Consider the following 13,280-nt stretch of genomic DNA (forward strand, 5'->3'; position numbering starts at 1 on the left):
TATCGTGTTTTTATGACAATAAAACGGTTATTCCCATGTACAACATCATTCCAATGATGTCATTTGTAATGGCTATAAACGGACCTGTTGCAATGGCTGGATCGATTTTGAACTTTTCCAGCGTCATCGGTACCAATGTTCCGAAAATAGAAGCGAACATTACCACGGCAAACAGGCTGATGGATACGGAATAAGTGACCGTAGCCGTTGCGCCAAACCGGATAAAGTTGTAGGTGTATACTAATAAGGAGATAATAGTGGCATTAATTAAAGCTACTACTGATTCCTTGGTTATCTGCTTGAACGTGTTCTTCGCATCCAGCGAACTGTTTGCCAAACCCTGTACGATGATTGCCGAGGATTGTGTTCCGACATTTCCTCCTGTACCACCGATCAGCGGAATGTATAGTGCCATTTCGGGATGAGCGGCAAAGGTAGCGTCGAAATTTCCCAATATCATAGAGTTGCCGATTCCGCCGATCATTCCGATTAATAACCAAGGAAGGCGGGCAGTGGTTTGTTTCAATACATTGTCGTCCGTTTCTACGTCCTGCGAAAGACCGGATGCCAACTGATAGTCACGTTCCGACTGTTCACGAACTTCATCCATGACGTCGTCGACGGTGATTTGCCCTACAAGTCGGCCGATACTGTCGATAACGGGGATAGCCACCAAGTCATACTTTTCAATCGCCTGTACCACCTCATCGATGGGAGTATCTACGTGCACCGAAATCGGATCTTTCTGCATCACGTGTTTCACTTTGGATACAGAAGGGGAAGTAATCATCTTCTTGAGCGGGAAGATACCTCGCAGACGTTCGTCGTCATCGATGACATATACGTAATAGATTTCGTCCAGCTCTTCCGCCTGTTGCCGCATCTCTTTCAGACATTCGGGCATACTCCAGTTTTCGTTGACGAGTACCATTTCCGTACCCATCAAACCACCGGCGGTATTTTCGTCATATTTCAACAAGTCGACGATGTCTCCTGCCTGTTCGATATCCTCGATGTGCGAAAGAACCTCTTCTTGCTTGTCTTCATCGAGTTCACGCATCAGGTCTACGGCATCATCCGTATCCATGTAGTCAACGAAGCGTTTGGCGATTGTTTCCGAAGGAAGCATTTCGAGCAGCTCTTTACGAGCATCTTCGTCCATTTCGACAAGCACGTCGGCAGCAATTTCGTTATCGAGCAGGCGATAGACGAACTTAGCCTCTTTCGAATTCAGGTCATTGCACAATTCGGCGATGTCGGCCGGATGGAGGTCGATGAGAAGACCTTTTACCTTGTCGGCGTCTTTTTGCTCAATAAGGTGTTTAACGTTGTCAATGTATTCCTCGTTCATCGTTGTCAATTACAAATTACGAATTACAAAATCCAGTTCTCTGCTCACTGTTGCCCGCCAACTATTGGGCGTTGTCGGCCGTCTTTAGTGCTTCTTCCACTTTATTGGTCAGATCGATAAATTCTGCTACCGATAGTTGTTCCGGGCGTTTATTAAATAATATGTCCTCTGTGAGTGGACAATCTTTACCTAAAATAGGTTTGATAGAGTTGCGCAATGTTTTGCGTCGTTGGTTGAAAGTCGTTTTCACTACTTGTTTGAACAATTTTTCGTCACATCCCAACTCTTTTGTCTCGTTGCGTGTCATGCGGATAACAGCGCTTTTCACTTTGGGAGGCGGATTGAACACGTGTTCGCTGACAGTGAATAAATATTCCACTTTATACCATGCCTGTATCAATACGCTGAGGATACCATAAGTCTTGCTGCCCGGTCCGGCTGCAATACGTTCGGCTACCTCTTTTTGAATCATTCCCGTGCAACAGGGGACGATATCTTTGTTGTCCAGCATCTTGAAAAAGATTTGGCTGGAAATATTATACGGGTAATTACCAGTCAGCACGAAAGGTTTCCCGTCGAACAACCGGTGAAGATTCATTTTCAAAAAGTCATCCTCGATGATGTGGTCTTCCAATGAAGGATAAGCTTCACGAAGATAAGCAACCGACTCATAGTCAACTTCTACGACCTTTACCAACCGGTCTTTCTTTACCAGAAACTGGGTCAATACTCCCATACCCGGCCCCACCTCCAAAATAGGCAGTTCGGGGAAGGTGTCGACAGTATCGGCAATATCTTGCGCAACTTTCAGATCTTTCAGAAAGTGTTGTCCGAGAAACTTTTTAGGCTTTACTAATTTCATTTACCAACTAAATAATTACTTTTGCAGCCGACAAAGGTAATTCTTTTAAATGAAGAACGTACCACTATCTATTAAAAAATAAATGATGTGTCAGCGAAGCTAACGAAGAATTAAGGATGAAGGAACTATTAAAAAAGACGCTGAAACTGATATTACCGGTTGTTTTAGGCGGCTTTATCTTATTCTGGGTATATCGCGACTTTGATTTTACAAAAGCGGGCGATGTGTTATTACACGGTACAAATTGGTGGTGGATGCTCTTCTCATTATTGTTTGGAGTATTTGCGCAAGTCTTTCGTGGTTGGCGGTGGAGGCAGACATTGGAGCCGTTGGACGCTTTCCCGAAAAAGAGCGATTGCGTGAATGCTATCTTCATTTCTTATGCTGCCAGTCTAGTGGTTCCCCGGATCGGGGAGGTGAGTCGTTGCGGAGTGTTGGCGAAGTATGATAATGTCTCGTTTGCCAAGTCGTTGGGAACAGTCGTTACGGAGCGGTTGGTTGATACGTTGACTATCCTTCTCATCACAGGCATCACTGTATTGCTCCAATTACCGATATTCGTCACTTTTCTTCAGCAGACCGGGACGAAAATCCCTTCGTTAGTCCACCTTCTGACTTCAGTATGGTTTTATATCATTCTGTTTTGTTTTATTGGCGTGGTGATACTTCTTTATTATTTAAGAAAAACGTTGTTCTTCTATGAACGGGTGAAAGGATTTGTATTGAATATATGGGAAGGGATTATGTCTTTAAAAGGCGTACGCAACATTCCTCTCTTTATTTTTTATACATTGGCCATTTGGGCTTGTTACTTTTTCCATTTCTATTTTACATTCTACTGTTTTGCCTTTACGGCACATTTGGGTATCCTTGCAGCATTGGTCATGTTTGTTGGCGGTACGTTTGCTGTGATTGTGCCTACTCCTAACGGGGCGGGACCCTGGCATTTTGCTATAATTTCTATGATGATGCTTTATGGAGTAAATGTGACGGACGCCGGAATATTTGCCCTGATTGTACACGGTATTCAAACCTTTTTAGTTGTTTTATTGGGTGTATATGGCTTGGCTGCTCTACCGTTTGCCAATAGACATCGAGCATAATTTTTCAGCTAAAAGAGTGTATTCTTAAATGTTCTTGCTAACCTCCTTTGTCATCTGAAAACTTTTCCATAACTTGGCACTGTTTAATTATCAGATTTAAAATAGTTTTAAAATATTTATTATGAGTACTATTCTTTCTTTAGCTCCACAAAATGTGTGGAAGCATTTTTATTCGTTGACACAGATTCCCCGTCCGTCAGGACACATGGAAAAGATTACAGCATTTCTTTTAGGTTTCGGAAAAGAGCTGGGGTTGGAGTCTTTTGTAGACGAAGCTGGTAATGTGATTATCCGTAAACCCGCCACTCCGGGTATGGAAAACCGGAAAGGTGTGATTCTTCAGGCGCACATGGATATGGTTCCGCAGAAGAACAACGATACTGTACACGATTTTGAAAAAGATCCGATTGAAACTTATATAGACGGTGACTGGGTAAAAGCAAAAGGCACTACTTTGGGCGCAGATAACGGACTGGGTGTAGCAGCTATTATGGCAGTGTTGGAATCGAAAGAGTTGAAACACGGTCCTTTGGAAGCTCTTATCACGAAAGATGAAGAAACCGGTATGTACGGTGCATTCGGCTTGAAACCGGGTACAGTGAACGGAGAGATTCTTTTGAATTTGGATTCTGAAGATGAAGGTGAGTTGTATATCGGTTGTGCCGGCGGTATGGATGTAACTGCAACTTTGGAATATAAAGAAGTAGCTCCTGAAGAAGGAGATGTGGCAGTGAAAGTTACATTGAAAGGATTGCGTGGCGGACATTCGGGGTTGGAAATCAATGAAGGACGTGCCAATGCTAATAAGTTGCTGGTTCGTTTTATCCGTGAAGCTGTTGCCAGTTATGAAGCCCGTCTGGCTAGCTGGGAAGGTGGTAATATGCGTAATGCCATTCCACGTGAGGCACATGCGGTAATTACGATTCCAGCTGAAAATGAAGAAGAACTGATGGGCTTGGTAAAATACTGCGAGGAGTTGTTCAATGAAGAATATTCGGCAATTGAAACACCGATCAGCTTTACGGCTGAACGTGTGGAACTTCCTGTAGGTGAAGTGCCTGAAGAGATTCAGGACAATCTGATTGATGCAATCTTTGCTTGTCAGAACGGCGTGACCCGTATGATTCCTACTGTTCCGGATACGGTAGAGACTTCTTCCAATCTTGCTATTATTACGATTGGTGGAGGAAAAGCTGCCATTAAGATTCTGGCTCGCAGCTCGAGCGATAGCATGAAGGAATATCTGACTACCAGCTTGGAGTCTTGTTTCTCTATGGCAGGTATGAAGGTGGAAATGACTGGGGGATATTCCGGTTGGCAGCCTGATGTTAATTCTCCGATTTTGCATGCGATGAAGGCATCTTATAAACAGCAGTTTGGGGTTGAACCTGCGGTGAAAGTAATTCATGCAGGTTTGGAATGTGGTATTATCGGTGCTATTATTCCGGGATTGGATATGATTTCTTTTGGCCCGACTTTGCGTTCGCCGCACTCACCAGACGAAAGAGCATTGATTCCTACTGTGCAGAAGTTCTATGACTTCCTGGTGGCTACTTTGGAACAAACTCCACTGAAATAAGCGTATTCTCTTTACGTAAATATTCTCCTATTTATATATAAATAGGTATTTATATTAAAGGCACGGATGAAATGTCATCCGTGCCTTTTTGCCATATTTGTTGCAGCATATATTGTTATTTTTTGTCTTATAACAAATAAATTAATTGATGCAAGTCAATAAATATGCTATAAAACACAGAAATCTTCTTTTTTAGGTGTAATGTATAAACAAAGGCAGTATTTTTGTGTTATAAAACATGTAATTAGGAGGATAACAAAATGAAAAGTTTAAAAAGATTGTTTAGAAAGATCGGCGAAGCCGATGTGCATGTTTGGGGATATTCAACAATTAATGCTAAACCAAACAAGTAAGTTTTATTTTTAGTTTTCAGGAATTAGTAATTTAAAAGTTTAAAGATTATGGCAAAGAAAATGGGTTCTTTAGTTAGAAAAATCCTTAGTGAAATCGGTCGTAATGAAATGCTTTCATGGGGGTACAGAATTGAGAAATGAGTACAAGTACATTAACTAGGTTTAGAGTGGGGATACGTTATTAAAGACGATATCCCCACTTTTCTATATATATAGAACTATATGGTGTGGGGCTGGGTATAAAGTGTATGGATTGGACTTAAATACTACATAGTGAAAAAAAAGATCTATCATACTTATACTGTGTTTATTTTAGTGTCGTATTAGATGGAAATATCCATTTAAGGGCATGAAGATGGATGTTTTATGGGATAATAACCTGTATTTGACAGCTTAATAATCTATTGGGAGCGGTAGTCTTTTTATAGTGCACATGTGCAGGCTGTACAGCCCACACCTGTAAACCATGTAGCCTACACATGCGGGCTATACAGCACACGTATGTGGGCTATAAATTTATCGCTGTTAAAATTGGATTATTGAGCCATGATAATCGGATTTATGCGGATTCATTGTAACAAAAACAAGTCATCTTATATTTATAGGACCTTTGTTTGGTTATTTATGTCAATGATAGATAACTTGTTTTTGCTGGTAAAAGTATGATAGATACACTTTTATAAAGTTATCTATCATGATTATTATATTGATAATGAGAAGACTATTAAAATGAATGATAGTATGATAGATGTTTTTTTCATTATGTAGAATTTAATTCAAAACCCAGACAAAATGAACTGTCCAACTAAATAACAAATCGAGTGATCGCTTTTTATCTTATTCTAGAGCGTATTTGTTAATGGGCTACTGTCTATAGGATACGGTACAGAGCTGATAGCTTGATAAAAGTTTTTTTTAAGCTAAAAAGTACAAATCTTTAAACTTTATTTCTTTACTTTGTTATTTATAGAGTGAGACGTATAGCGAACTTAAACTAGAAAGATTATGAAAGTAAAGCAGATTTGTATGATGGTGCTACTATGGTTGGGAGTGATTCCGGCGGCGCAGGCACAGACTTTCGACAAATTATGGAAAGAAGTGGAGCAAGCGGAGAAAAAGAGCTTGCCGAAGACAGTGATAAAACTGACTGATGAGATTTATCAGAAAGGGGAAAAAGAGAAAAACTCTCCGCAGATGCTCAAAGCATATACGTGGCGGATGAAATACCGGGAAATGTTGAATTCAGATAGTCTTTATGCCGGTCTGAACGGGCTGGAGCAGTGGGTGAAACAGGCCGACCAACCAAAGGATCGTGCTATTTTGCACTCTCTGATAGCCGAAATTTATGCAAATTATGCTGCCGACAATCAATGGCAACTTCGCCAACGGACAGAAATCGTAGGCCAAACGCCTTCCACGGATATACGCGAGTGGACTGCCAATATGTTTGTAGAGAAAGTGCGGACAAATGTAAAAGAAGCCTTGGCTGACTCTGTGTTACTGCTTAAAACTTCTTCAAGCGACTATATCCCTTTCGTAGAACTGGGGAAAACGAGTGAATATTATCACCATGATCTCTATCATTTATTAGCTTCCCGTGGCATTGACGCTCTATTACAAGTGGAAAGACTAAGTAGTGGGCATGCTGAAACGAACGCTGTAAATCCCGTGAAACAGGATATAATAGCTATTTATGGAAATATGCTTTCTGCTTATAAAGCAGCCGGATTGAAAGAGGGTTATGTATTGACTGCACTTAACTATTTGGAATGGCGACGGGGAGCGGAACGATATATCCGACCTCTCCAAGCAAAGGGAGAGTCTTCGGTATTGACGGATGACAATTACCTGAAAGCATTGAATACATTGAAAAGTGAATATGCTTCGGAACCGATATGTGCTGAAGTGTACTTGGTGCAAGCTCGTTATGCTATTGAAAGGCAACAGCAGGTTGATGCATTGCAGCTTTGCGATGAGGCGATTCGTCTTTATCCGGGGTATGACAGAATCAATGCTTTGAAAAATCTTCGGGAAGAGATATTGGCTCCTTATTTGAATGTTTATGCGGCAGATCAGGCTTTCCCGAATGAAGAGATAGAACTAAGAGCCTCACATAAAAATCTGGATGGTTTCACCGTCCGGATTTATCAGGCGAAGAAACTGATAAAAGAACAACATTACTCTGTAATTCGCCCGGAAGATTACCGGACACGGGACACGGTGTATACATTCAAAGTTCCCGAACTTGGAGCTTACGTAATGCGTATCATACCGGATATTCGTGCGAAGAGAGACAGTGAAAGCAAGTTTGATGTAACACGTTTCAAAGTGTTGACTTGTCGTTTGCCGGAAAAACAATATCAAGTGGTGACGCTGGACGGACAGACAGGACATCCTATTTCGAATGCGAAAGTTACGATGTATAGTAACGATGAAAAAGTATTGCAGGAGTTTACGACAGATAAAGATGGTAAGGTTGTCTTTCCCTGGAAATCTGAATACCGCTATCTGAAAGCTTCCAAGGGTACGGATACGGCGATGCCGAAGCAAGGTGTCTATGCAGGAAGTTACGGATACTACGGTGACGAAGATAAGGTGGCTGAAAATATGACTTTATTGACTGACCGTTCTTTGTATCGTCCCGGACAGACGGTGTATGTAAAGGGAATTGCATATTCTCAAAAATCAGACACGGCGAATGTGCTCCCGAACAAGGAATATACGGTGACTTTATTGGATGCGAATAATCAGGAAGTAGGGCAGAAGTCGGTACGCACCAACGAGTTCGGCTCGTTTGCCACTGATTTTGCGTTGCCTTCGGCTTGCCTGAACGGAATGTTCTCTTTGAAGGCAGGAAGAGGCCGTACAAGTATACGTGTGGAAGATTATAAGCGTCCGACATTTGACATCACTTTTGAAAAGCAACAGGGAAGTTACAAGTTGGGAGATGAAGTGCAGGTGAAAGGTAAGATAGAATCTTATAGCGGTGTATTGCTTCAGGATCTTCCGGTGAAATATAAGGTGACACGTTCTACATACAGCCTTTGGCGGTTTGCGGAATCGGTACAGATTGCTTCCGGTGAAGTGACGGCCAATGAGAACGGAGAATTTATGATACCGGTTCGCTTGCAGGAAAGTGACTCTTATAAGAATGATGATAAAGTGTATTACCGCTATTCCGTTGAAGCTACTGTTACCAATGTGGCGGGCGAAACACAATCTTCTACGGATGTGATTTCGGCTGGCAACCGTTCGTTGGTTTTGCAGGTGGAATTGCATGATAAGACTTGTAAGGATAAGCCATTCGACACGATGTTTAACGTGCGGAACCTGAATGGACAACCTGTGGAGGTGAAAGGAAATTATTACTTATATCCTGCCAAAGACAAGGATTTCAAACAACTGGAAGAGAAACCGGTTGCAACGGGAACTTTTACTTCTAACGAAAATATGACGCTCGACTGGAAGAATCTTCCGTCGGGACCTTATGTATTGAAAGCATCGGTGAAAGATAATCAGGGCAAGGAAGTGACTGTTGATACTAACACAATTCTTTTCTCTATTGAGGATAAGCGTCCGCCTGTAGAAACGATGGTATGGTTCTATGGAGAAAATATGGAATTTGATGCTGCCCATCCGGCTGTATTCTGTTTTGGTACGTCGAAAAAGGATGCTTATGTGATGATGAATGTATTCTCTGGTGATAAATTACTGGAAAGTAAGACGTTGAACCTATCTGATACGATTGTTCGCTTCGAATATCCATATCAGGAGAGTTATGGTGACGGGGTGTTTGTGAATTTCTGTATGGTGAGAGATGGGCAGGTTTATCAGGAACACGCACGACTGATCAGACGCGTGCCGGATAAGACATTGGCAATGAAGTGGGAAGTGTTCCGCGATAAGTTGCGTCCCGGACAGAAGGAAGAATGGAAACTGACGATTAAAACGCCACAGGGACAAGCCGCCAATGCGGAAATGCTGGCAACGATGTATGATGCTTCACTGGATAAGATATGGAACCGTCAGCCGAATTTCCAAATCTTCTATAGTCAGATTGTCCCGTATTCTAATTGGATGAGCGGATATTCCGGCAATAATTCATTTAATTACTGGTGGAATACGAAGAGTCTCAAAGTGCCGGGATTGGAATATGATCATTTTGTGATGCAGCCGAGGTATGGTGTCGGAATTGCTTTAGAAGGAAAACTGGCTGGAGTGATGGTGAGAGGATATGGATCGACAAGAAAGGCGACACTGACAGGCAGTGTTGCAACTTTGGGCAGTGCGCCGAAGATGAAATCGGCTATGGCTGCTGATGCCGTGAATAATGTAGAGTTTCAATCGGAATTAGTATTGACGGAAGGAAAAGCGGATGAATTGTCTGACGACGAAATGCTCCCCGAAGCTTCTGCTGACTTGCGTACGAATCTTGCAGAAACGGCCTTCTTCTACCCGCAACTTCGTACCAATGAACAGGGAGAAATCTCGTTCTCCTTCACAATGCCCGAAAGTCTGACACGTTGGAATTTCCGTGGATATTCTCATACGAAGGGGATGCTGATGGGAACACTGGACGGTGAAGCTACCACGAACAAAGAATTTATGCTGACTCCTAATCTTCCCCGTTTTGTACGTGTGGGAGATAAGACTTCTCTTGCAGCTTCTATCTCTAATATGACTGGTAAGCCACAAGCCGGAACGGTAAGTCTGATTCTTTTTGATCCGATGACGGAGAAAGTGATCAGTACACAAAAACAGAAATTCAGTCTTGCTGCCGGAAAGACGGTTGGCGTGAACTTTCAGTTTACCGTCGGTGATAAATACGAAATATTGGGATGCCGGATGATAGCCGACAGTGGTACTTTCAGCGATGGAGAACAACAGTTGCTTCCGGTGCTTAGTAATAAAGAGCATTTGGTAGAGACACTTCCAATGCCTGTACGTGGAGAAGAAACCCGTACTTTCTCGCTCGACCGCCTGTTCAACCAACAAAGTAAAACGGCAACTGACCGTAAACTGACTGTCGAGTTTACAGGAAATCCGGCTTGGTATGCTATTCAGGCATTGCCTTCCTTGAGTCTTCCTACAAGTAATAATGCAATCTCTTGGGCCACTGCATACTATGCAAATACCTTGGCTTCGTTCATTATGAACAGTCAGCCGAAGATTAAAGCGGTATTTGAAAGTTGGAAATTGCAAGGAGGTACGAAGGAAACCTTCTTGAGCAATCTGCAAAAGAATCAGGAAGTGAAGAATATTATTCTGTCCGAATCTCCTTGGGTGCTCGAAGCACAGACGGAAGAGCAACAGAAAGAACGTATCGCCACTTTGTTTGACTTGAATAATATCCGTAGCAATAATATTGCGGCCTTGACCCGGTTGCAGGAGTTGCAGAACTCAAACGGTGCATGGTCTTGGTATAAAGGAATGAACGGCAGCCGATTTGTTACTACCTATATCACCGAACTGAATGCCCGTCTGGCAATGTTGACAGGTGAGAAATTAACAGGTACTGCTCTCTCCTTGCAGCAGAATGCTTTCACTTACCTTCACCAATCGGCTTTAGACGAATATAAGGAAATCTTGAAAGCACAGAAAGAAGGAGCGAAGTTTACCGGTGTTTCGGGCAGTATTCTGCAATATTTGTATCTCATCGCTATTTCCGGAGAGCAGGTGCCCGCGACCAATAAAGCTGCTTATACCTATTACCTTTCTAAGGTAGGAGAGTTACTTTCTTCTTCTTCGATGGATACGAAAGCGATTGCCGCTATTGTACTTGATAAAGCCGGACGCAAGAAAGAAGCACTGGAATTTGTCGCTTCTCTGAAAGAATTCTTGACCAAGACGGATGAACAGGGAATGTTTTTTGCTTTCAACGAGAATCCGTATACATGGGGCGGAATGCAGATGCAGGCTCACGTAGATGTGATGGAAGCATTGGAGGCGATAGGTGGTAATAACGATACCGTGGAAGAAATGAAACTTTGGTTGTTGAAGCAAAAGCAAACACAACAATGGAATTCTCCGGTAGCTACTGCCGACGCAGTATTTGCGTTGCTGATGAAAGGTGTTAACTTGCTTGACAATCAGGGGGATGTACGGATTGTGATTGCTAATGAAGTGCTGGAAACGGTTGCTCCAAGTAAAACGACTGTTCCCGGACTGGGATATATCAAGCGTACTTTCACACAGAAGAATGTGGTGGATGCCCGTAAGATTGAAGTGGAAAAGAGAAATTCGGGTATCGCCTGGGGAGCTGTGTATGCAGAATTTGAATCCCCCATCAGTGGTGTGAAACAGCAGGGTGGTGAGTTGAATGTAGAGAAACAATTGTATGTGGAACGTATGGTAAATAACGTCCCTCAATTGCAGCCTATAACAGCGAAGACTGTTCTTCAGGTAGGTGACAAAGTTGTTTCCCGTTTGAGTATCCGTGCAGACCGTCCGATGGACTTTGTACAGTTGAAAGATCAGCGGGGAGCTTGCTTCGAACCGATCGGCAGCATTTCCGGTTATCGTTGGAATAGCGGACTTGGCTATTACGTAGACATCAAAGATGCGTCGACCAATTTCTTCTTCGATCATTTAGGAAAAGGAGTATATGTATTGGAATATAGTTACCGTGTCAGCCGTGCAGGAACTTACGAAACTGGCTTGGCAACTATGCAATGCGCTTATGCACCGGAGTATGCTTCACATTCAGCTTCGATGACGGTAGACGTTAAAGAGTAACGCAAGACATTTGTAAGAGAAATATTCAGGCACGGATTATGCCGATTTCACGGTGCATCAGATAAACTGAAACCGTAAAATAGGTGTAATTCGTGCCTGAATCTATTTGATACCTCTTGATGGAGAGAATAATCCTCTTTCGTCAATCTGTGTTAATCTGTGTAATCTGTGATGAAAAACTCATCTAAAACCCCTACATTTGTGCACCAAAATAAAAAATATCGCATGAAACGTAGTTTGCTATCTATATTATCTTTGCTTACTGTCGCTTTGGCAGCCGTTGCCCAACCTCGTATCTCTTCAAATAAAGAGACACATAACTTCGGACAAATTGAGTGGAAACGTCCGGTGACAGTGGAATATACCATCACCAACACAGGAAACCAGCCATTGGTACTGACCAATGTCACTACCTCTTGTGCCTGTGCCGTGGCCGACTGGACCAAAGAACCGATTGCCCCGGGAGGAAAAGGAGTCGTGAAAGCTTCTTTTGACGCAAAGGCATTAGGACATTTTGAAAAGTCGGTAGGAATATATAGCAATGCCAGTCCGAGTCTGGTGTATCTGAAGTTTACCGGTGAGGTAGTGGAGGAAATTAAAGATTATACAAAGATACTTCCTTATACAATCGGAAATATTCGTTTAGATCGTGACGAGTTTGCTTTCCCCGATGTTTATCGCGGACAGCAGCCTTCATTGACTTTCAATATCGCCAATCTTTCCGATCGTCCTTACGAACCGGTGTTGATGCATCTGCCTCCCTATCTGAAAATGGAAGCGGAGCCCAAGGTCTTGTTGAAAGGCAAGAAGGGAACTATCAAACTGACTCTGGATGCGAGCCAGCTAAAAGATTATGGATTGACGCAGACTTCTGTCTACCTTTCCCGTTTTTCGGGTGATAAGGTGAGCGAAGATAATGAAATACCGGTTTCGGCTATTCTTCTTCCCGACTTCTCACGTATGACGGAAAAAGATTCTTTGAATGCCCCTGCCATACATATTTCAGAAACGAATATAGATCTTAGTATACCGTTGATAAAGAAGAGCAAGGTAAGCCATGATATATTGATTGCTAATTCTGGAAAGACTCCGTTAGTCATCAGTAAGTTGCAGGTATTCAATTCGTCGGTAGGGGTGAGCCTGAAGAAGACGGTCCTTCCTCCGGATGGAATGACGAAGCTCAAAGTAACTATTCGTAAGCGTGACGTAGGTAATAAGAAGCATCATTTACGTATCCTGATGATAACGAATGATCCGTTACGCCCGAAAGTCGAAATCAATATCAAACGCTAATCCT

Annotated in this window: 6 protein-coding genes; 4 read left to right on the top strand and 2 right to left on the bottom strand. The window is 42.6% G+C overall.

All coding sequences use genetic code 11. From position 1 onward, the window contains the following. Positions 1–10: 10 nt before the first annotated feature. The gene (gene mgtE / locus GD631_RS09045; RefSeq protein WP_143259130.1) at positions 11–1,351 is read right to left on the bottom strand and encodes a magnesium transporter; all 1,341 of its coding nucleotides are present in this window, start codon (positions 1,349–1,351) and stop codon (positions 11–13) included. Positions 1,352–1,412: 61 nt separating this feature from the next. Beyond that, positions 1,413–2,213: a 16S rRNA (adenine(1518)-N(6)/adenine(1519)-N(6))-dimethyltransferase RsmA gene (gene rsmA / locus GD631_RS09050; RefSeq protein WP_143259131.1), complete on the bottom strand. Its 801-nt coding sequence runs from the start codon at positions 2,211–2,213 to the stop codon at positions 1,413–1,415. Positions 2,214–2,329: 116 nt separating this feature from the next. Between rsmA and GD631_RS09055 the strand changes: the two genes are divergently transcribed. The 4 genes from GD631_RS09055 (at position 2,330) to GD631_RS09070 (ending at position 13,276) form a co-directional block, all read left to right on the top strand. After that, on the top strand, positions 2,330–3,316 hold the full coding sequence (locus tag GD631_RS09055; RefSeq protein WP_143259132.1) for a lysylphosphatidylglycerol synthase transmembrane domain-containing protein: 987 nt from the start codon (positions 2,330–2,332) through the stop codon (positions 3,314–3,316). A 121-nt stretch (positions 3,317–3,437) separates the two neighbouring features. Further along, positions 3,438–4,895, top strand: coding sequence for an aminoacyl-histidine dipeptidase (locus GD631_RS09060; protein ID WP_143259133.1), 1,458 nt, complete (start codon positions 3,438–3,440; stop codon positions 4,893–4,895). A 1,358-nt stretch (positions 4,896–6,253) separates the two neighbouring features. Further along, positions 6,254–11,983, top strand: a complete 5,730-nt coding sequence (locus GD631_RS09065) for an alpha-2-macroglobulin family protein (RefSeq protein ID WP_185911609.1) — start codon at positions 6,254–6,256, stop codon at positions 11,981–11,983. 225 nt (positions 11,984–12,208) lie between these two features. After that, positions 12,209–13,276: a DUF1573 domain-containing protein gene (locus tag GD631_RS09070; RefSeq protein WP_074556836.1), complete on the top strand. Its 1,068-nt coding sequence runs from the start codon at positions 12,209–12,211 to the stop codon at positions 13,274–13,276. Positions 13,277–13,280: the final 4 nt, after the last annotated feature.

This window comes from Bacteroides luhongzhouii, from assembly GCF_009193295.2.
Classification (GTDB): Bacteria; Bacteroidota; Bacteroidia; order Bacteroidales; family Bacteroidaceae; genus Bacteroides; species Bacteroides luhongzhouii.

Excerpts from the sequence above, each read along its gene's own strand:
- GD631_RS09055 (WP_143259132.1), top strand. The coding sequence starts at position 2,330 with ATGAAGGAACTATTAAAAAAGACGCTGAAACTGATATTACCGGTTGTT.
- GD631_RS09065 (WP_185911609.1), top strand. The coding sequence starts at position 6,254 with ATGAAAGTAAAGCAGATTTGTATGATGGTGCTACTATGGTTGGGAGTG.
- mgtE (WP_143259130.1), bottom strand. The coding sequence starts at position 1,351 with ATGAACGAGGAATACATTGACAACGTTAAACACCTTATTGAGCAAAAA.
- GD631_RS09060 (WP_143259133.1), top strand. The coding sequence starts at position 3,438 with ATGAGTACTATTCTTTCTTTAGCTCCACAAAATGTGTGGAAGCATTTT.
- GD631_RS09070 (WP_074556836.1), top strand. The coding sequence starts at position 12,209 with ATGAAACGTAGTTTGCTATCTATATTATCTTTGCTTACTGTCGCTTTG.
- rsmA (WP_143259131.1), bottom strand. The coding sequence starts at position 2,213 with ATGAAATTAGTAAAGCCTAAAAAGTTTCTCGGACAACACTTTCTGAAA.